The sequence below is a fragment of the Streptomyces barkulensis genome, assembly GCF_002843305.1.
Classification (GTDB): Bacteria; Actinomycetota; Actinomycetes; order Streptomycetales; family Streptomycetaceae; genus Streptomyces; species Streptomyces barkulensis.
Genome location: NZ_PGSG01000110.1, coordinates 1 through 20,211, shown reverse-complemented (window position 1 = coordinate 20,211; position 20,211 = coordinate 1). Strand labels below are relative to the sequence as shown.

At 71.8% G+C, this 20,211-nt stretch carries 18 protein-coding genes; 5 read left to right on the top strand and 13 right to left on the bottom strand.

The features are described from left to right. Positions 1-25 precede the first annotated feature (25 nt). The 4 genes from CUT83_RS25020 to CUT83_RS25010 form a co-directional block, all read right to left on the bottom strand. Positions 26-313 (bottom strand): hypothetical protein, encoded by a 288-nt coding sequence (locus CUT83_RS25020; RefSeq protein WP_194074731.1) that lies wholly within the window; start codon positions 311-313, stop codon positions 26-28. 200 nt (positions 314-513) lie between these two features. After that, on the bottom strand, positions 514-645 hold the full coding sequence (locus CUT83_RS31160; protein ID WP_240957886.1) for a putative transporter small subunit: 132 nt from the start codon (positions 643-645) through the stop codon (positions 514-516). Continuing rightward, positions 642-2,420: a sodium:solute symporter family protein gene (locus CUT83_RS25015; protein WP_101258097.1), complete on the bottom strand. Its 1,779-nt coding sequence runs from the start codon at positions 2,418-2,420 to the stop codon at positions 642-644. The genes CUT83_RS31160 and CUT83_RS25015 overlap by 4 nt, the downstream gene beginning before the upstream one ends. Positions 2,421-2,901: 481 nt before the next feature. Continuing rightward, a complete protein-coding gene (locus CUT83_RS25010; protein WP_101258096.1) occupies positions 2,902-3,522 on the bottom strand; it encodes a dihydrofolate reductase family protein in 621 nt (206 codons plus the stop codon). Between the two features lie 388 nt (positions 3,523-3,910). Here CUT83_RS25010 and CUT83_RS25005 point away from each other — a divergent pair, with 388 nt between their 5' ends. After that, positions 3,911-4,339, top strand: a complete 429-nt coding sequence (locus CUT83_RS25005; protein WP_101258095.1) for a DnaJ family domain-containing protein — start codon at positions 3,911-3,913, stop codon at positions 4,337-4,339. Between the two features lie 109 nt (positions 4,340-4,448). Here CUT83_RS25005 and CUT83_RS25000 read toward each other — a convergent pair whose 3' ends face one another. The 4 genes from CUT83_RS25000 to CUT83_RS24985 form a co-directional block, all read right to left on the bottom strand. Further along, positions 4,449-5,909, bottom strand: coding sequence for a GH1 family beta-glucosidase (locus CUT83_RS25000; protein WP_101258094.1), 1,461 nt, complete (start codon positions 5,907-5,909; stop codon positions 4,449-4,451). A 106-nt stretch (positions 5,910-6,015) separates the two neighbouring features. After that, positions 6,016-6,942: a carbohydrate ABC transporter permease gene (locus CUT83_RS24995; protein ID WP_093850462.1), complete on the bottom strand. Its 927-nt coding sequence runs from the start codon at positions 6,940-6,942 to the stop codon at positions 6,016-6,018. An 18-nt stretch (positions 6,943-6,960) separates the two neighbouring features. Then, on the bottom strand, positions 6,961-7,977 hold the full coding sequence (locus CUT83_RS24990; protein ID WP_101258093.1) for a carbohydrate ABC transporter permease: 1,017 nt from the start codon (positions 7,975-7,977) through the stop codon (positions 6,961-6,963). 107 nt (positions 7,978-8,084) lie between these two features. Beyond that, positions 8,085-9,383 (bottom strand): ABC transporter substrate-binding protein, encoded by a 1,299-nt coding sequence (locus tag CUT83_RS24985; RefSeq protein WP_101258092.1) that lies wholly within the window; start codon positions 9,381-9,383, stop codon positions 8,085-8,087. Positions 9,384-9,668: 285 nt separating this feature from the next. On the opposite strand from CUT83_RS24985, the gene CUT83_RS24980 reads away from it, so the two are divergent. Both CUT83_RS24980 and CUT83_RS24975 read left to right on the top strand, forming a co-directional pair. After that, complete coding sequence (locus CUT83_RS24980) at positions 9,669-10,685, top strand: LacI family DNA-binding transcriptional regulator (RefSeq protein WP_101258091.1); 1,017 nt, start codon at positions 9,669-9,671, stop codon at positions 10,683-10,685. Positions 10,686-10,925: 240 nt separating this feature from the next. Next, positions 10,926-11,741 carry an SAM-dependent methyltransferase gene (locus tag CUT83_RS24975; RefSeq protein ID WP_101258241.1) on the top strand — a complete coding sequence of 272 codons (816 nt, stop codon included), beginning with the start codon at positions 10,926-10,928 and terminating at the stop codon, positions 11,739-11,741. A 50-nt stretch (positions 11,742-11,791) separates the two neighbouring features. Here CUT83_RS24975 and CUT83_RS24970 read toward each other — a convergent pair whose 3' ends face one another. The 3 genes from CUT83_RS24970 to CUT83_RS24960 form a co-directional block, all read right to left on the bottom strand. Then, complete coding sequence (locus CUT83_RS24970; RefSeq protein WP_101258090.1) at positions 11,792-12,697, bottom strand: Sco1979 family transcriptional regulator; 906 nt, start codon at positions 12,695-12,697, stop codon at positions 11,792-11,794. Between the two features lie 135 nt (positions 12,698-12,832). Then, entirely contained in the window at positions 12,833-13,045 is a 213-nt protein-coding gene (locus CUT83_RS24965) for a DUF397 domain-containing protein (protein WP_420882411.1), read from the bottom strand. A 326-nt stretch (positions 13,046-13,371) separates the two neighbouring features. Beyond that, positions 13,372-14,490, bottom strand: a complete 1,119-nt coding sequence (locus CUT83_RS24960; protein ID WP_240957885.1) for a GDSL-type esterase/lipase family protein — start codon at positions 14,488-14,490, stop codon at positions 13,372-13,374. Positions 14,491-14,961: 471 nt separating this feature from the next. On the opposite strand from CUT83_RS24960, the gene CUT83_RS24955 reads away from it, so the two are divergent. Beyond that, positions 14,962-16,665, top strand: coding sequence for an ATP-binding SpoIIE family protein phosphatase (locus CUT83_RS24955; RefSeq protein ID WP_101258087.1), 1,704 nt, complete (start codon positions 14,962-14,964; stop codon positions 16,663-16,665). A gap of 62 nt (positions 16,666-16,727) precedes the next feature. Further along, the gene (locus tag CUT83_RS24950) at positions 16,728-17,123 is read left to right on the top strand and encodes a hypothetical protein (protein ID WP_101258086.1); all 396 of its coding nucleotides are present in this window, start codon (positions 16,728-16,730) and stop codon (positions 17,121-17,123) included. A 41-nt stretch (positions 17,124-17,164) separates the two neighbouring features. On the opposite strand, the gene CUT83_RS24945 is transcribed toward CUT83_RS24950, so the two are convergent. After that, positions 17,165-18,265: a polysaccharide deacetylase family protein gene (locus tag CUT83_RS24945; RefSeq protein WP_101258085.1), complete on the bottom strand. Its 1,101-nt coding sequence runs from the start codon at positions 18,263-18,265 to the stop codon at positions 17,165-17,167. A 185-nt stretch (positions 18,266-18,450) separates the two neighbouring features. Continuing rightward, positions 18,451-20,211 (bottom strand): GMC oxidoreductase (locus CUT83_RS24940; RefSeq protein WP_101258084.1); only part of this gene is annotated, 1,761 nt, incomplete at its 5' end.

Here is a 20,211-nt window from a genome sequence, read left to right as displayed (position 1 = left end):
GCTCCGGGGCTGCCCGCGCCGGGGCTCAGCTTCCGGGCTTCCGGCCGGAGCCGGAGGCGTCCTCCTCCGCCCGCCGCGCCTTGCCGGAGGCGTCCTCCTCGGCCTCGACGCCCTTGAGCGGTTCGCCCTCGACGGTGCCGCCGCCGGAGAAGCCCTCGGCGGCGCTCGCCGTGCCGGGGACGGTGCGGTGCTCCATCCCCGTCTCCTGGCCGGAGTGGGCTCCGGGGCCCCGGTCGGCCGGGTCGGTGCGGCGCCCGGCCCCGTGGCCGTGCTCGCCCTCGCCCTGCTCCTGGTGCCTGTTCGTCTCGCCCATGGCCGTCGTCCTCACCGTGTGTCGCGTTCTCGGGTGCACGGCGCAGGTACCCGGTGCGCGGGAGCGGAAACGGCCGGGCGTCAGGGCCTGGAGGACCTGGTCACCGAATCCCCGTCCTTGCGAACACCGGCGGACATGCCGGAGGTTGGGCGTTCATGCGCCGCGGGCCGGCGAAAGGCCGCCGGCCCGCGGCGCCGGGCTCAGATCAGGCGCCGTCCGTCGCGGCGGGCCTCGGCCCACTCGCGGTAGAACGCGCGGCTGATCACGAACAGTACGGCGGCCACGATGACGGGCCACATCAGGATGTACGTACTCAGGGCGAGGGTGCTCACCGCGTCTCCTCCTTGCTCACTCGCTCACTCGCTCCATCCGGCCGGGCGCTCCCGGCGGGTTCGGGCTCGCCGTCGCCGCCCTCCGCCTGCCGCGGGACGGCGGCGGCCGCGCCACCGGCGTTCCCCGTGCCGCCGGCACCGCCGTCGTCGAAGTCGCCGGTGCGCCGGGCGATGAGGGTGAAGTCGAACCTCTCGCCGCTGCCCGCGGACATCGCCCAGCAGATGACGGTGCTCACTGAGTAGGCGACCAGGGAGCCGGACAGCGTCGCGTACTCGTGGAGGGATCCGATGGCGAACGGGGCGGCGGCCGCCGCCGACAGCACACCGGTGATCTTCGCGGCGCGGAGCCCGAGGAAGCCGAACACCATCAGGCCGAGGACCACGCCGATCCCGATGACGGAGAGCACGTCCACGGCGATGCCGGTGACGCCGTCCATGGGGATCCAGCCGAAGCGGACCGGCAGGAACACCGCGAGCGCCGCGATGACCGAGGTGGTGAACGCCCTGTTGGTGACCTTGTCCCAGTAGAAGCTGGCCAGCACCGGGAAGACCAGGGCTCCCCACAGCGCGCCGACGAAGACCAGCAGGTCGAGGATGTTCAGCTGAAGGCTGGCGAAGGCCACGGCCGCCGCGGTGGCCACCACCATCGTGATGCGGCCGACCAGCAGCATCGTCTTCGGGTTCGCCTTCTCCTTGCCCGCCACGTTCTGGCCGTAGACGTCGGCCATCATGATCGAGGAGAGGGCCGAGAGGTCGGAGTCGGCGGTGGAGGAGAGCGCGCCGACGATCATGAGGAAGAACACCGCCAGCAGCACGGGCGGCAGGTAGTCGGCGGCCATCTCGGGGATGAGGTTGTTCACGTCGCCGCCGGTCGGCTCGAAGCCCAGGTAGAGGGCGAGTACGCCGAGCATGCCGACACCGATCACCATGGCGCCGTAGCCGATGGTCGCGGTGACGAAGGTGGGCTTGATCAGGTTCTGCCGCACGGCGAAGAGGCGCTGCGCGATGGTCTGGTTGCCGATGGCGTAGGCCAGCACCGCGGCGATGTAGGGGGCGCCCTGGTTCATGAAGGCGTCGCTGGAGAAGAAGTCGCTCTGCTGGGCGGTCAGGTTCGCCGCCCCGGTCTCGAACGCCGCCGGGAAACCGGCCGCGAAGAAGATCACCGGGACGAGCACGGCCACCGCCCCGAGCATCGCGACGACCTGCACGAAGTCGGTCAGCACGGAGGCGCGGAAACCGGACCACAGGGTGTAGAGCAGCACGCCCGCGGCCACCGCGAAGACGCCCTGGATGAAGTTGAGCGGCGACAGCATCGAGATCAGCACGCCGCCGGCGATGAAGTTCGACATCAGGCTGATGAGGCTGCCGACGAGGTTGGAGCCGGCGAGCATCAGCTGACTGGAGCGGCCGTGCCGTGCGTACATGACCTCGGCCAGCGTGTGCGCCTTGGGGGCGACGGCCCGGATGCGCTTGCCGAAGGGGTAGATGAACAGGATCATCAGGGCGCCCCAGAGCCCGTAGTGGATGGGGCCCGATATGCCGTAGGTGTAGCCCGACGTCGCCGAGGCGTACATCGAGGACGCCCAGATCCACGTTGCCGTCATGCTGGCGGCGGAGATCCCGAAGCCGATGTTGTGGCCGGCCGTCATGTATCCGTCGGCGTTCTCCTTCCTCTTCCCGATGCGGGTCGAGATCAGGAAGGTCCCTCCATAGAAGAGGACCAGCAGGCCGAGTACCACCACGGCGCCGAACTGGGCTGTCTCCACCCCGTCCACGCGCGCCACCTCCTCACGAGTCGTGGAGCCCGGCACCGGCCGCGGCCCACGGCGAGCGGGCCGGGGGCCGCGGACAGGTTCCGCGCACCGCGGGCGGCGGAAGGGGCTCCGGCCCCGGAGCGGCGGCGTCACCGTCGGCCCCGGGGATGTTCACACAAAAGCGGACTCTTCTAGTCCGCAAACTCGCCGGAGGTTAACAGCTTCTTCACGCCACCACGACCCACGATCAGCCTGGAGGGAGCATGGGGTTGCTTATCCTATTTTCCATAGATTCATCACAGGATAGTCGAACATTCAACAACCGATTCGTCCCATTCACCGTGTCCGTACTGCCCGTTTGCATCCACTTCTTTACAAGTCGCAAATGCGACGTCAAGCTCTACGGCACGTAGTGGAGATCACCAACGGCGGCCCGTTCGAAGCCGTTTCGTGACCATCGCTCCCATGACCCCCGGCTCGTTCCCCCCGGCCCGGGCCCGCCTCACTCCTCCATGCCGAACGAGCCGTGGCCGGGCCGACCCGCCGCCCGGTAGGTGCCGATCACCACCCCGGTGGAGGTCATCCCGCCTCCCGTCCGCTCCAGTGCGGTCGGCACGGCGCCGCCGTCGAACAGGCGCTTGCCGCCGCCCAGGATCACGGGGTAGGTCAGCAGGCGGTACTCGTCGATGAGGCCGTGCGCCATCAGGCTCCGCGCCAGGTTCCCGCTGCCGTGGATCTGCACCTCGCCCTCCAGCCGCTCCTTGAGGGCCGCGACCTCCCGCACCGCGTCACCTCCCAGCAGCGTGGAGTTGCGCCACCCGACGCTGTCCAGCGTCCGGGAGGCGACGTACTTGGGCAGGGTGTTGAGCCTGCTCGCGACCGGGTTGTCCGGATCGGTGACCTGCGGCCAGTAGGCGGCGAAGATCTGGTACGTCCTGCGGCCCAGCAGGAAGGCGTCCGCGGACCCGAAGCCCTCCGCGACGAACCTCCCCATGTCCTCGTCGGCGTACGGAACCAGCCAGCCGCCGTGCTCGAACCCTCCGTCGCGGTCCTCGTCCGGGGCTCCGGGCGCCTGCACGACCCCGTCCAGGGTCAGGAACTGCGTCAGTGTCACCTTCGCCATCGTCCTCTTCCTCTCCAGTCGGCCTCACGGGTTCGGACCCGCCGGTGCGCCGGAAGTCATCGGCCCCGGCACATCTGTTCTTCCGCACGCCGTCCGGCACCGGTGACGGCCGTCCGGGTGGAGGCACGGGCGGCGCGCGGGAAAGTGGAGATCGCCTTCGGCGGAGTGCAGCGCTCCCCCGTTGCCCGGAGGGCGTAACGCCGCGGTTCGCCCGGGTGCCGCGTTACCGGGAGGACAGGGCGGCGGCGGAGCCCGACACCGTGGAGGCGGTGCTCGCCCCGGCCGGATGAGTGCTCCCGTCCCGCGGGGCCGGGTCCCGCGTAACCTGGGCCGTACGAGCACCTCCGCGAAAGCCCGCCACCGCCGCCGCACTCAGGGAGGCCGCACCGTGACCGAACGCAAACCGCCCGGGACCGACTCCGAGACGTGGGCCGACCGGCAGATCCGCGAGGCGACCGAGCGCGGCGAGTTCGACGCCCTGCCGGGCATGGGCCGGCCGCTGCCCGACCTGGACCAGCCCTATGACGACCTGTGGTGGGTCAGGAAGAAGATGAGCCGCGAGGGGCTGTCCTACCTGCCGCCCGCGCTCGCTCTGCGCAAGGAGGCGGAGGACGCCCTGGCCGCCGCCCGCCGGGCCCGCTCGGAGCCGGAGGTGCGGCGGATCGTGGCGGGAATCAACGAGAGGATCCGCGCGGCGCTGCGGATGCCGCCACCCGGTCCCCCGCTGGGCCTGGAGCCCTTCGACGCCGACGACGTCGTACGACAGTGGTACGAGGAGCGTGAGGGACGCGGGGACGGCCGGCCGCGCCTCGTCTGACCTCCCGGGAAGAGCCGGCCGCGGGCCCGGCCGACGGATCGGTGGCCGGGCCCGCGGCCGGGGCCTCGGGGTCCTGGGGCCTCGGGGCCCCGGGCTCGGTCGGGTGCGGTCAGGCGCCCGTGCCGGGCTCCGGCGGCAGGGCGCCGTCGCGGACCACCTGCGCGTACCAGCGGGCGCTGGACTTGGGGATGCGCCTGCCGGTCGCGTAGTCCACGTACACCGCGCCGAAGCGCTTGCTGTAGCCGTATCCCCACTCGAAGTTGTCCAGCAGGGACCACAGGAAGTAGCCGCGCACGTCCGCCCCGGCCTCGATGGCCCGGTGCACCGCCGCCAGATGGCCGTGGAGGTAGGAGATCCGCTGCGGGTCCAGCACGCGGCCCTCGGGGTCGACGTAGTCGTCGAAGGCCGCGCCGTTCTCGGTGATGACCACCGGCATGCCGGGGAAGTCGTCCCGGACCCGCAGCAGCAGGTCGTACATGCCGGTGGGGTCGATCGTCCAGCCCATGGCGGTGGTCTCGCCGGGCGTGCGGTGGAAGGCGACGTCGTCGCCGCCCGGCCAGGGGCTGTGCTCGCTCGCGCCGTGCCCGTCGGCGTTGTGGGTTCCGGGGCCGGAGGCGGCGGAGACGAGGGTGGGGCTGTAGTAGTTGACGCCCAGGAAGTCCAGCGGCTGGTGGATGTCCGCCAGGTCCCCGTCCCGTACGAACGACCAGTCCGTCAGGTGCGCGGTGTCCCGCAGGACGTCCTGCGGGTACTCGCCGCGCAGCATGGGGCCGGTGAAGACCCGGTTGGCGACGCCGTCGATGCGGCGTGCGGCGTCGGTGTCGGCGGGATCGCCGGTCAGGGACCGCACATGGTGGAGGTTGAGCGTGACGGAGGTCTGCGCGCCGTCGGGGAGGGCGGCGCGCAGGGCCTGGGTGCCCAGCCCGTGGGCGAGGTTGAGGTGGTGGGCGGCGCGCAGGGAGTCCGCCTGGTCGGTGCGGCCGGGGGCGTGGACGCCCGAGCCGTAGCCGAGGAAGGCCGAGCACCACGGCTCGTTGAGGGTCGTCCAGGTGCCCACCCGGTCGCCGAGCGCGCCGGCGACCAGCGAGGCGTACTCGGCGAACCGCTCGGCGGTGGCGCGCTCCGGCCAGCCGCCGGCGTCCTCCAGTTCCTGGGGCAGGTCCCAGTGGTAGAGGGTGACGACGGGCTGGATGCCCTTGTCCAGCAGCCCGTCCACCAGACGGCTGTAGAAGTCCAGCCCCTCGCGGGAGGCGGGGCCGCGGCCGGTGGGCTGGACGCGCGGCCAGGAGACGGAGAACCGGTAGGCGCCCACGCCGAGATCGGCCATGATCTCCAGGTCCTCGCGCCAGCGGTGGTAGTGGTCGCAGGCGATGTCCCCGGTGTCGCCGTTGCGCGTCCTGCCGGGGGTGCGGGAGAAGGTGTCCCAGATGGAGGGGGTGCGGCCGCCCTCGGCGGCGGCGCCCTCGATCTGGTAGGCGGCGGTCGCGGTGCCCCACAGGAAGCCGGGCGGGAACACCCGGGCGCTCCGGGTCGCCGGGGCGGGTTCGGCTGTACGGGATGCGGTGGCCACGAAGGTCCTTCCGGATCGGTGGTGTCGGGAGGGTGGGATCGGGGAGGTGGATCGGGGCGGGAGGGGCCCGGGGTCGCGGGGTCGCCCGGCTCTCCCTGGCGGGGCGTCAGCCCTTGACCGCGCCCTGCATGATGCCGCCGACGATCTGCTTGCCGAAGACGACGAACATCGCCAGCAGCGGCAGGGTGCCCAGCAGCGCGCCGGCCATGATGAGCGACTGGTCGCGCACGTATCCCGCGCTGAGCTGGGTCAGGGCGACGGGGATCGTGGGGTTGGTCATGTCGAGCACGATGAACGGCCAGAAGAAGTCGTTCCAGGCGTGCACGAAGGTGATCATGAAGACCACCGCCATCGCCGGGCGGGCGACCGGCAGGACGACGCTCCAGAAGATCCGCAGACTGTGCGCGCCGTCCACGCGGCCGGCCTCGATGAGCTCGTCGGGCAGCGCCTCCAGCAGGTACTGCCGCATGAAGAACACGCCGACGGCGCTGACCAGGGTGGGGAAGATGACGGCGGGCAGCTTCTGTCCCCAGCCCAGCTCGGTCATCATCATGAACAGCGGCACCACGCTCAGCTGCGGCGGCACCATCATCGTGCCGATGACCAGCATCAGCAGGATGTTGCGGCCGCGGAAGCGCAGTTTGGCGAAGGCGAAGCCGGCCAGGGTGGCGAACAGGACGGTGGACAGGGCGATCGTCATGGCGACGATGAGGCTGTTGACCAGCGCCGTGCCCATCGCCGCGTCCTCCCAGGCGGCCGAGAGGTTCTTCAGCAGGTTGGGGCCGGGGAGGAACGGCGGCGGGGTCTGGGAGACCCTGGTGTTGTCGGTGGAGGCCGCCACCATCGTCCAGTACAGCGGGAACAGGGAGAGCAGCGCGGCCAGGCCGAGCAGCGCGTAGGCGACGGGCCCGGCCTTCCGCTGCTGGCCGGCCTTCGGGCGCAGGGACAGACGGGGCCGGCGGCTCGTGGGCGCGACGGTGTCCGCGAGCGGCTCGGGTACGTCCGCCCGGGGGCGGGCGGTGTCGGTGGTCATGGGATTACCGCTCCCTGGTCAGGACGTGCGGGACTTGACGCGCTTGACGACGCGCTGCAGGACGAAGGCGAGGATGAGCAGGAGGAACATCGCCCAGGCGACCGTGGCGGCCCGCCCCATCTCGTAGTTCTTCCAGCCCTCCTCGTACAGCAGCAGGCCGAGCGTCTGGTACTGGTTGTCCGCTCCTCCGCTGACGCCGTTCGGCCCCTGGCCGAAGATCAGCGGTTCGCCGAAGAGCTGGGTGGCTCCGATGGTGGACAGCACGATGGTGAAGACGATCGTGGAGCGGATGCCGGGGATGGTGACCTTGGTGAACTGCTGCCAGCGCGAGGCGCCGTCGATGGCCGCCGCCTCGTACCGCTCCTGTGGGATGGCCTGCATCGCGGCCAGGTACAGCAGGGCGTTGTAGCCGGTCCAGCGCCAGATCACGATGGAGGAGATCGCGAACTGGGCGGGCCACTTGCTGCTCTCCCAGTCGACGTTGTCGACCCCGAACAGGCTCAGGAACCAGTTGATCATTCCGAAGTCGCGCTCGAAGAGCATGGTGAACACCAGTGCGGCGGCGCCGATCGAGGTCGCGTAGGGCGTCAGGGCCGCGACCCGGAAGAACGCCGAACCCTTCAGCTTGTAGTTGAGCAGGTGCGCCAGGCCGAGGGCCATCAGCAGCTGCGGGACGGTGGAGATCACACCGATGGTGAAGGTGTTCGCCAGCGCGTTCCAGAAGCGGTCGTCCTGCCAGAGCTGCGAGTAGTTCCCGAAGCCCTCCCACTCCATGATGTCCGTGGTCGCCAGCTCCACGTCGTGGAGGGAGATCCAGGCCGTGTAGAGCAGCGGATAGAGGCTGAACGCGCCGAAGACGACGAAGAAGGGGGCGACGAAGGCGTAGGGGGCCGCCTTGATGTCGAAGCGGTGCAGGAGGGTGCTCCACGGCCGCCGGGGACGCGCCCCGTTCCGGCCGTCGGGGCTCTCCTTGGTGGGGCCGGCCGGTCCGCTCTGCGGCCCGCCGAGGCCGGATGCCGGGGTGGAGGTGGCCACGGGGGGCTTCCTTCCTGGGAGTGCTTGGTGGGGCGGTGGGACCCAGGGCCCCGGCGGCCGCGCGGGGAGGCGGTGGCCGCCGGGGAACCCGGAGAGGGGAGGCCGGGTCAGTCGACGGCCTTCCTGATGCGCTCGTCGGTGGTCTCCCACGCCTCGGCCGGGCTCTTGCCCTGTTCGACGAGCTGGAGGCCCTGGGAGAAGGTGTCCTTGATGGTGCCGTCCTTGGGCCCGAGCACCTGCTCGTCGGGGATGTCCTGGGCCGCGGCGCCGAAGACCTCACCGATCGGGGCGTTGTTGAAGTACTCGGACTTCGCCCCGGTCACCGCCGGGGACTTGAGAGCCTCCGCGGAGGAGGGGAAGTTGCCGATCTCCTTGAAGATGTGCTCCTGCTGCTCCGGCGCGGTCAGCCAGGCCACCAGCTTCTCGGCCTCCTTCCTCACCGGGCTGCTCTCCATGACCCCGAGGAAGGAGCCGCCCCAGTTGGCGCCCTTGGGGGCCTTGGCGACGTCCCACTTGCCCTTGTTGGCCTCGCCGGCCTTCTCGCTGATGTGGGCGAGCATCCACGCCGGGCAGACGGTGGTGGCGAAGCTGCTGTTGGCCAGGCCCGGGTCCCAGCCGGGCTGGAACTGGCGGAGTTTGGCCGTCAGGCCGTCCCGGGCCGCTCCGGTGGCCAGCTCCCAGGCGTCCTTGATGACCGGGTTGTCCTGGTAGATCAGCTCCCCGTTCTTGTCGTAGAACTGCTCGGAGCTGCCGTAGATCATGGCGTTGAACAGGCCGCTGGCGCTGTCCAGGTAGGCGGCGTCGCCCTTGAAGTTCTCCTTGAAGTCCTTGCCGACCTCGACGTACTTCGCCCAGTCGCCGTCCCAGAGCGCGGCGACCTCCTCGCGGTCGGTGGGCAGGCCCGCCTTCTCGAACATGTCCTTGCGGTAGCAGACCGCCATCGGGCCGATGTCCGTGCCCAGGCCGATCACCCTGCCGTCGCCGGTGGTGACCTGGCTCTGCTTCCAGGGCAGGAAGTGGTCGGTGCCGGGGACGCCGGAGAGGTCGGCGAACCTGTCGGCCCGGGTGTCGGCGAGCTCCTTGGCGCGGCCGACCTCTATGCCCTGGATGTCCTTGAGGCCGCTGCCGGCGGCCAGGCGGGTCTGCAGCGCGGTGTAGTACGTCTGCTCGTCACCGGCGATCTCGGCCTTGATGACGATGTCCGGGTTCTCCTCCATGTACTTCTCGAGGAGGCCGGTCTCCTTGATGCCCATGACACCGAACAGGCCCATGGTGATGACGGTCTTGCCGTCCTCGGTCTTTCCGTCGCTGTCGCCGCCGCCCGAGCAGCCCGCCACGAGTGTGAGGGCGGCGACCGACGCGACGGCCACGACTCTTGTACCGAAAAGCTTGCGGGCACTGCCCATGGCGTCCTCCTTGCGGGCGGCGACGGAAATCACCGCGGTGCGGCCCCGGCGGGCCGCACGGGCCCGACGGGTGGAATCGTTCCCACTCGAAGGTGGGAGCGTTCCCATCAGGTTGTGGAAGACTGTCCGCAGGAACGTTCGCTGTCAAGGACGGGGACCGGATCCGTTACCCGCCGAGGCCTCGGCGGGCACCGGCGCCGGGCCGGCCGCCGCACGGCCGTCTGACACAATGCGCTGGTGAGCGCCGTGCGCGGCGCGGCGGAAGCAAAAGGAGGCGGGTACGCCATGGGGGCCACTCGGCGGCCGACCATCAAGACCGTGGCCGCCCGGGCCGGAGTGGGGCGCACCACCGTCTCCCGGGTCCTCAACGGCTCCACCCTGGTCAGCGACGAGGCCAGGCAGGCGGTGCAGACGGCGATCGCCGAACTGGGCTACGTGCCCAGCTCCGTGGCGCGGTCGCTGGTGACCAGCAGGACCGACTCCATCGCCCTGGTCATACCCGAGTCGGAGAGCCGGCTGGGGTCGGAGCCCTACTTCTCCGCCGTGATCCGCGGTGTGAGCAACGGCCTGGCCGGCACCCAGATCCAGCTGCTGCTCACCCTGGTCCGCGACCAGCGGGAGATGGACCAGCTCACCCGCTTCCTCACCGCGCGCCGGGTGGACGGCGTACTGCTGGTCTCGGTGCACCGCGACGATCCGCTGCCCGGCCTGCTGGAGAAACTCGGGCTGCCGACCGTCCTGGCCGGGCGCCGCTCCCCGGCCGAGCCGCTGCACCATGTGCACTCGGACAACATCGGAGGCGCACGCGACGCGGTGCGCCACCTGATCGAGCGCGGGCGGGGCGAGATCGCGACCATCACCGGCCCGCCGGACATGGACGTGGCCGACAGCCGTCTGCGGGGCTGGCGGGACGCTCTGGAGGAGGCTGGACGGGAGGCCGACGGGGAGCTGGTCGCCCCCGCCGACTTCACCGAGGAGGGCGGACGCCTCGCCATGCGCGAGCTGCTGGAGCGCCGTCCCCGGCTGGAGGCGGTCTTCGCCGCCTCCGACGTGATGGCGGCCGGCGCCCTGGCCGAACTGCGCCACCGGGGGCGGCGGGTGCCGGACGACGTGGCGGTGGTGGGCTTCGACGACTCGATCGTCGCCCGGCACACCGACCCGCCGCTGACCACCGTTCGGCAGCCGGTCGAGGAGATCGGACGGACGATCACCGAACTGCTGCTGCGGGAGATCGGCGAGCCCGGCGGCGCACGGCGGCACATGGTGCTCCCCACCTCCCTCGTCGTCCGCGACTCCGCCTGACGCCGTCCGCCCGCGGCTCCGCGGCGCTTCGTGCTCCGCTCAACCGGCTTCCGCTCAACCCGCTTCCGCACAAGGGGAGTTGCTCCCGGACGGGCCACCGGGGCGCACTGCGGAAAGTGATCGGCGAGTGTTCGCCTTTCCGCGGCGAGGAGGGGCCGCGCCTGGCAGCATGGGCCTCGACTCGGCGGGCGCCGCCCCAGTCTCGACACATCTCCCAGGCGGAAGGTTGTGAAGGCCCGGATGAACCAGTCCAGGGAACCCCTCACCGGCAAGATCGACGTCACCGTCCCCACGGCCGCGCGTATGTACGACTACTACCTGGGCGGCAAGAACAACTACGCCGTCGACCGGGAGGCGGCCGACAAGCTCCTGGAGGTCGTCCCCAGCACCCAGGCGCTGGCGCTCAACAACCGCCGCTTCCTGCAGCGCGTGGTGCGCGTCCTGGCCCGGGACTACGGGATCCGGCAGTTCATAGACCACGGCTCCGGCCTGCCCACCCAGGACAACGTCCACCAGATCGCGCAGCGGGTGGACCCCGATGCGCGCGTGGTCTACGTGGACAACGACCCGATCGTGCTGGCCCACGGCCGCGCGCTGCTGGCGGAGAACGAGAACACCACCGTCATCCAGGCGGACATGTGCGACACCGACGGCATCCTCGACCACCCGGACACCGCCCGGCTGATCGACTTCGACCGGCCCGTCGCCGCCCTGTTCAACTCCGTCTTCCACTGCGTCCCCGACTCCGCCGACCCGGCCGGCGTGGTCAAGCGGGTGGCCGAACGGCTGGCGCCGGGGAGCTTCTTCGTGATCTGCCAGCTGGTCAGTGAGGACGCCGAGACGCGCAGGTCCGTGACCGAGTTCATGGACGAGAGCACCGGCGGCAACTGGGGCCGGGTCAGGGAGCCGCACGAGGTCGAGCGGTTCTTCGAGGGGCTGGAGATCCTGGAGCCCGGCCTGGTGGAGGTCTCCACCTGGCGCCCGGACTCGGACGTGGGGCCCAGGCAGCGCACCTGGGAGTGGCAGGAGTTCGGGGGCGTCGCCCGCATGCCCTGAGGCCCGCCGCCGGCCCCGCGCGGATGAACGGACTGTTCCCGCCCCCGTGTTCAGCCGAGTCCTTCCAGAAGTCCCTCCAGGAAGCCCACGCTGTCCACGGGGGTCTCGGCGACCGCGCACAGCCGGTCCATGATGGACAGGTAGTGGTCGACGTCCTCCTCCTTGTCCAGGTAGAGCGCGCTGGTCAGCTGCTCCAGATAGACGACGTCGGGCAGATCCGGCTCGGGGAAGCGCAGTATCGTCACCGGGCCGCCCACCGCGGCCAGGCCGCCGGTCTCGAAGGGCGCGACCTGCAGCGTGACGTTCGGCCGCCGCGCCGCCTCGATCAGACGGCGGAGCTGACCGCGCATCACCTCGGCGTCGCCGAGCGGGCGCCGCAGGGCGGCCTCGTCCAGGACCGCCCACAGGCGCGGGGCGTCCGGCCGGGTGAGCAGGGCCTGCCGTTCCATGCGCAGCCGGACCCGCCGGTCGTTCTCCTGGACGGAGGCGTGGGGATGGCACAGACGGGTCACCGCGTGGGCGTACGCCTCCGTCTGCAGCAGGCCGGGGATGAACTGCACCTCGTAGGTGCGGATGATCGCGGCGGCCTCCTCCAGGCCGAGGTGCCGCTCGAACCACTCGGGGAGGACGTCGCTGTACCGGTGCCACCACCCGCGGGTGTTCGTCTGGCGGGCCAGCGCGAGGAAGTCCGCCCGTTCGTCCTCGTCCAGCACCCCGTAGAGCGTGAGCAGGTCCGCGATGTCGCGCTCCTTGCACGCTCCCTGGCCCCGCTCCAGACGGCTCACCTTGGCGGTGGAGCCGCGGATCGCCTTGGCCGCCTCCTCCAGATCGATGCCGCGCTCCTTGCGCAGCCGCCGAAGCTGGGAGCCGACCACCAGGCGCAGCACCGTCGGACTGCCCTTGGGATGCTCGATATAGCGCTTTATCGACAAGGAGTGGCTCGGTCCGGCGGCCATGATTGCTCTCCTGGGTGAAGGGACAGGCACTCAGTGTGCCACCGCCGCCACCGCGCCGTACAGCGGTGCCGCCGGGCCGCCGCCGGTTCGGCCGATCCCGCGGAAGCCCTCCCTCCGCCCCCGTCCGGCCTCGGCTCAGCCGACCATGTCGTCGAACTCGCCGTCCTTGGCGCCCTGAAGGAAGGCCGCCATCTCCTCACGGGTGTAGACGAGGGCGGGGCCGTCGGGGTGACGGGAGTTGCGCACGGCCACCGCGCCGTCCGGCAGCGGGGCGAGTTCGACGCAGTTGCCCATGCTGCTGCGGCGGCTCTTGCGCCACGCCGCACCCTCGAGCTCCGCGGCCGGCATGCCGTTGACGGTCTGCTGCACTGTCGCCCCTCACCGGCCGGGCCGTCCCCTCGGACCCGGCCCCGGCCATGACGTTCCACTGTTCCGCGTATCGGCGTCGCCCTGGCTGCAATTACATCTGCGCTTGCAGATGTAATTGCAGCCAGATGCGACAGTCGAGGATGGTAGTGCCTGCGACCGGTTCCCGTGCCGGGTTCCCCGACGGACCCCGGGTGGTCGGACGGGCGGCCGCCCGTCCGGCTGCTTCGGTGGGCGGCGCCCCGCCGACTCGCCGGGTTCGTACGGGCCGGACGGCCCGTACGAACCCGGCCGCGGCCGGGCAGCGGTCAGGCGGCGGTCGCGGTGCAGGTGACGGTCGCCGAGGCGGAGTCGGCCGACGCCACGAAGCCGAAGGACGCACTGCCTCCGGCGGGGACCGTTCCGTTCCAGGCGGCGTTGCGCACGGTGGCGGTCCCGTCGGCCCCGGCTTCGAGGGTTCCGTTCCAGGCCTGGGTGATCCGGCCGTCCCCGTCCGGGGCGATCCGGATCGTCCAGCCCGAGATCGGCCCGGTCCCGGTGTTGCTGACCGTCACCTCGCCCTGGTAGCCGCCCTGCCAGCTCGACGCCACGCGGAGCGAGGCGGTGCAGGCGGCCCCGCCCTGGCCGGGATCGTCCGGGTCACCGGGCTCGTCCGGGTCACCGGGGTCACCGGGGTCGTCCCCCGCCAGCAGGTCGGCCAGGGGCGGGAACCAGCGGGCGGCGATCTTCTCGTCACCGGAGGCGTTGGGGTGCACACCGTCGTAGGTGTCGCTCCCGGTGCTGAAACCCGTCCACTGGTCGACCGCGACCACCGGCGAGCCGGGAGTGCTCTCGGAACGGGCCCAGTCCGGGATCCGCTCGTTGAGCGCCACGACGCGCCGGGCGCACTCGCCGCAGGTGGCGGGGTTCATCGGGATGATCTGCGCGACGAGGATCTTCATGCCCGGGTTGCTCGCCCGCATCTGGTCCACCAGGGTGCTGTAGGCGGCGAGGACGGCCTCCGGCGAGCGGTTGCTCCAGACGTCGTTGGTCCCGAAATGCATGACAACGATGTCCGGCCGAGTGGCGGACAGCCAGCCCGGCAGCAGGTTCCGGCTCGCCACATCGGTCACCAGCGCGCCGCCGTGCCCCTCGTTGTCGCCGTCGTGCGGCTGCCCGCACCCCTGGGGGCCGAGCGTTCCGACGAAGTCGACGTCCGTGTGCCCCGCCTCCTGGAGGCGGTTCCACAACAGCGAGCGCCAGCATCCCGGCGAGCCGGTGATGGAGTCGCCCAGCGGCATGATCCGCACCGGCTCCGCGGCGGCGCCCGCCGGGGCCGCGGCAGCGGTGCCCGCTCCCGGCGGGCCGAGGGATCCGAGGGGCCCGAGAAGCCCGAGCAGTACGGCCAGGGCGGTCAGGGCCGCCCGTAAGAGATGTCTACCGCGCACAGTACGTCCTTCCGATGGATTGGGAGCGCTCCCAACCAGGCCATCAAGCCACCGGGCCGGCAGTGCGTCAAGAACCGGGTTCCGGCGAATCGCCCCTCCGCCCCCGGGGAGCATCCCGGGGGCGGCTGCCCTACCCTCGAAAGACAGGGCGGCGGCCCTCGCCGCGGAAGGGCCCGGAACTCCGGGAACTCCGGGAACTCCGGGAACTCCGGGAAAGCAGTCCACGGCCGACGGCCGTGTGCGATGATCGGCACCCGTCAACGGTCGCTGAACCTCGGGGCGGGCCGACGGAAGCGGAACGAATGCCTCCGTCCGGCTCAACACCCCTCTTCCCGACGAGCCGCCGCCCACGGCCTGGAAGACCCTTGAGGCACCAGCGGCGGGGTGCGAGTGGGGAGAGTCGTGACAGCGAACGGCAGCGGTGGCCACCGGCGGCATCGGCCCGTACGGAGCGGCCGGGCGCCCGTGCGCATGCGTCGCGCGACCGCCGCCCTGGCCCGCCCCCGCGACTCCCGCAGCCGCCTGGCGTGGCTCAACCAGGCGAGCACCATGATCGGCACGACGCTCGACCTGGAGCGGACCGCGCAGGAACTGGCCGACTTCACCGTCCCCCGGCTGGCCGACGGTGCGGCCGTCGACCTGCTGGAGTCGGTGCTGCGCGGCGGGGGCGGCGAGCGGTGGACGGGGCCGGAACCCCCGGTCACCCGGGCCGTCGCGGTGTCCTCGGTCGTCGAGATGGAGGACCTGGAGCCGGACGAGCCCGGCGAGCTCTCCGTCCACCCCCAGACGCTGCTCTCGGTCCACTGCCTGCGGGCCCAGGAGCCGGTCCTGCTGAGCCGGATGAGGCGCGACGACTACGTGCGGGTGGCCCCGACCCCCAGCGCGGCGCTCAAGCTGCGCCAGGCGGGGGTGCACAGCTACATGGCCGTACCGCTGACCGCACGCGGTGTGCTGCTCGGGGTCGCCGACTTCGTCCGCGGCCCCGGCAGCCCCTCGTTCGCCCGCGCCGACGTCGAACTGGCGACGGAGCTGGCCTCCAAGGCCGCGGTCTTCATCGACAACGCCCGCCTCTACGGGCGCGAGCGCGAGCACGTCCTCTCCCTCCAGCGCAGCCTGCTGCCCCGCGCCACGCCGAACACACCGGGTCTGGAGGTCCTCACCCACTACACGCCGAGCCTGGACCCCAGCGGAGTCGGCGGCGACTGGTTCGACGTGATCGCCCTGCCCGGCGGCCGGACGGCCCTGGTGGTGGGGGACGTCATGGGCCACGGGGTGCCCGCGGCGGCCACGATGGGGCGGCTGCGCACGGTCGGCCGCACGCTGCTGGCCCTGGACACCGCCCCCGACCGCGTACTGGCCCGGCTGGACCTGGCCGCCCGCGACCTGGAGGACGACCAGGTCGCCACCTGTCTGTGCGCCGTCTACGACCCGGCCACCGCGAGCTGCACCATCGCCGGCGCGGGGCACATGCCGCCGCTGCTGGTGGACGCCGACGGCACCGTCTCGCGAGTCGAGGTGCCCGCCGGGGCGCCGCTGGGCGCCGGGGTGATCCCCTATGACGCGGCCACCGTGCGGGTGCCGGCCGGGAGCCGGCTGGTGCTGTACACCGACGGTCTGGTCAAGACGCGCCGGGGGGACATCGAGGTGCAGCTGCGGCAGCTGGCGAAGACCGCTCCGGAGCTGGTGGACCGGCTGCTGGAGCACCGGAACCCGGACGGGATCGCTCCGGGGGGCGTGGAGCGCCTGGACGAGTCCGTCCTGCTGGTGGCCGCCGGCGGGAAGCTGCCGCCGGGCACCGACCTGTGCGTGTGGCCGCTGCCGCCGGACGGCACCGCCGCGTCCGTGGCCCGCTCCCTGGTCACCGAACGGCTCGCCCTGTGGGGCCTGGAGGAGCTCTCCGACATCGCCGAGCTGGTCGTCAGCGAGCTGGTCGGCAACGCCCTGCGCTACGGCGGCGGGCCCGGGCAGCTGCGTGTGATGCGGCACGAGAGGCTGACGCTGGAGGTGTCCGACACCGGCCCCGATCTGCCACAGATCCAGCACGCGGAGCTCAGCGACGAGGGCGGGCGCGGCCTGCAGCTGGTCAACATGCTCAGCCGCAACTGGGGTTCGTGCCGCACGCCCGGTGGGAAGGTCGTCTGGGCGGAGCAGGACATCCCCCGCACCGTCTCCTGAGGCGCCCTTCCCGAGGGGCCGGGCGGGCGGACGGGCGGGGCCGGAGAGGGGCGGGAGCCGGCGTGGAGCAGGCGCGGTACGTGCGTTTCCAGGGTGCGGACCGGGGTGGACGGGACATCCACCCCGGAGTCTTCGCACTGGTCAACAATCTGGCCCGGGCAGGCCGGCTGACCTCCGAACAGGAACTCTTCCGGCGGATCAACAACGCCTGGTACGACGCCAACTTCACCAACCCCACCTCCGTGGACCCCACGATCTACGACCCCGCGGTGAACCCGGGCGCGGTGGCCTGGTTCAAGTCCTCGGCCCGGCACCTGATCGAGCGCGTGGACGGCTATCTGGAGATCCTCACCGCGCACGGTGTCGCCTACCGGTGCCTGCGGTCCTCGGACCCCGGGCGGATCGTCTACGAGGACGACGACCAGGTCGTCGCCGTACCGCACCCCCGCTCGGGTTGACGCACGGCCTCCCCGGCCGGCCGGGGAGGCGGGCCGGTACGTCAGTAGGGCCGTGCGGCCTCCTGGCGGTCGAAGGCGAGCCGGTGCGCCATCTCCCGGGGGAAGCTGACCGTCTCCGGGTCGCCGTCGGAGGTGTAGCGCTCGACCGTGCCGTCGCCCAGTTTGTCCAGCCAGGCCGAGGAGCTGTACGCGCCCTCGGCGGTGTCGGTCTCCTGGGAGCGAATGCGCGGGATGGCGCCGGGGTCGAGGTCGGAGGAGTAGGGCGAGGGCGCGGGGCGCCCGCCGGCGAGGTAGACGCCCTGGTGGCGGTAGCGCACACCGCCGTACTCGCCGGTGAGGGCGAGCTTCCGGTCACGGGGCATGGAGCCGTAGGGAAGCGCCATCGACACCACCGGCGAGTCGGGCAGTGCCTTGTCGATCAGCCACTGGTTGGAGGCGATGTCCCACTGGACCGTCGCGTCGTCGGCGTCTCCCAGGGCGTTGTGCTTCAGGGTGTGGTTGCCGATCTCGAACCCGTGGTCGTCCAGCCACTTCAGCGTCTTGCGTCCGCCGGGTTCGCCGAACGGGTCGGCGTTGACGAAGAAGGTCGCCACGGGCCGGAAGCCCGGGTGGCGCCCGGCCACGTCCAGCAGGATGTCCACCGCGGTGCCGGGGGCGGGGCGGCCGTCATCGCCGAGCCGGAACTGGCTGGGGGTGGAGTCGTCGAAGGTGAGCACCACCGGGTGCTTTCCGGCGGGTATGTCCATGTCCGCGCCGGTGAACTCCCGTGCGGTGACCGGCACGTAGCCCTCCCGCGCCAGCCGCTCCAGCTCGGCGCGGAACTCCTGGGGGGTGCGGTCGTCGATGCTCCGGGGTTCGTCGGTGATCTGGTGGTACATGAGCACCGGTACGGCGCCCAGTTCGTTGGCCCGCACCGCCGCCGGGTCGCTCTCCCCGGGACCGCTCCCGGCGTCGCCCCGCGGCCTGTCGGATCTGTCCCGCTGCGGGTTCTGGTGGGAGTCCTGCCGTGCGTTCCCCGGCGCCTTCGGCGCCCGGTCGTCGGGTGTCGCGGGGGTCTGGGAGCCGGCCGTCGCGGAACAGCCGGCGAGGACTATGGCGATCGCGGCCAGCGCCGCGCGGTCACCTCGGATGATGTGGCGCATGGTGCCCTCCGGGTGTCGGCAGGGGGGACGTCCGGCCGGTCGCCGGGCCGTCTCCCCCAGACTCCGGCAGCGCCGCGTTCTTCTCCTGTCACGCTCGGCCGATCGGCGGAGGGTGGGCCGATCGGCCGTCACACGTGCGGGGCCCAGCCGGGTTCCGGCCGGGCCCGGTGCCGGGTTCGCGCGGTTCACTCCCCGGGCGGGACCGGCGGCACGGGCAGGACCAGGGTCGCGTGGGCGTGCGCGGGGACGGCGGGGCTGCGGGGCGCGACCGGCCGCACGCGTACGTAGCCGGTGCCCTGCTCGGGGCGGGGGTCGGCCTCGCCCTTGTTGGGCCACAGGGACATCGCCCGCTCGGCCTGGGCGGTGATGGTCAGCGACGGGTTGACGCCGAGGTTGGCGGAGACGGCCGCGCCGTCCACCACCGAGATGCCCGGGTGGCCGTAGAGCCGGTGGTAGGGGTCGATGACGCCCTCCTCGGGCGAGGCGCCGATCGGGCAGCCGCCCAGGAAGTGCGCGGTCAGCGGTCTGCCCATCAGCTCGCCGAGGTTCGTCCCCGGAAAGCCGCCGATCTCCTCCGCCAGGAGCCTGACCGCCTCGGCGCCCTCGGGGATGTGGTCGGGGTTGGGCGCCCCGTGGCCCTGCTTCGCCGTCAGCAGGCCCTTGCCCGGCCCCCTGGGCTTGCGGTAGGTGGTCAGGGAGTTGTCCAGGGTCTGCATCACCAGGCCGATGATCGTCCGCTCCGACCAGCGGTAGGTGGTGGCGGTGCGCGCCACCAGGACCGGGTGCCGCAGGAACTGGAGCGTGGCGGCCAGCCATCCCGGCAGCGGTCCGTCCCTGCGGTACTGCGGCACGCAGAGCAGGGCCATGAGGTTGGAGCCCTTGCCGTAGCGGACGTTCTCGATGTGGGTGGTGTCGTTGGGGTGGATGGAGGAGGTGATGGCCACCCCCTTGGTGAAGTCCGGCTCCGCGTGTGGCCCGTGCTTCCTGCGGTAGCGGCGGGGGAAGGTCAGGGCGCCGACCAGGGCCTCGGAGTTGGTGCGGGTCAGCTCGCCCAGTCTCGGGGAGATGTGCGGCAGGACGCCCTCGTCGCGCATCCGGTGCAGCAGCGTCTGGGTGCCGTAGGTGCCGGCGGCCAGGACGACCCGGCGGCAGCGCAGCACGGCAGGTCTTCCCCGGCGGCGCCTCCTGGCGGTGGGGACGGTGGTGACGGTGAAGCCTCCGGCGCCGTCCTCGGCGACCTCGGTGACGGTGGTCATCGGGTGGATGGCCGCGCCGGCCTTCTCGGCGAGGTAGAGGTAGTTCTCGGTGAGGGTGTTCTTGGCCCCGTGCCGGCAGCCGGTCATGCAGGAGCCGCATCCCAGGCAGGTGGTGCGGGAGGGTCCCGCGCCGCCGAAGTAGGGGTCGGGCACCTCCTCGCCCGGGGCGGCCCTGACCTCGCCCGAGGCGTCCTCGCCGTCGCCGAAGAAGACGCCCACCGGGGTGAGCCGGAAGGTGTCGCCCACGCCCATCCGCCGGGCGACGTTCTCCAGATGGGTGTCGGCCTCGGTCCTGGTGGGGTTGGTGCGCACGCCCAGCATCCGCCTGGCCTGGTCGTAGTACGGCTTCAGCTCCTCCTGCCAGTCGGTGATGTGCCCCCACTGGCGGTCGGCGAAGAAGGCCGGCGGCGGCACGTAGAGGGTGTTGGCGTAGTTCAGCGAACCGCCGCCCACCCCGGCGCCGGCCAGGATCATCACCTTGTCCATCAGATGGATGCGCTGGATGCCGTACAGGCCCAGCGCCGGGGCCCACAGGTAGTTCCGCAGGTCCCAGGAGTTCCTCGGCAGCGTCTCGCGGGTGAAGCGCCGCCCCGCCTCCAGCACCCCGACCCGGTAGCCCTTCTCCGTCAGCCGCAGCGCGGACACCGAACCGCCGAAACCGGAACCGACCACGATCACGTCGTAGTCGTA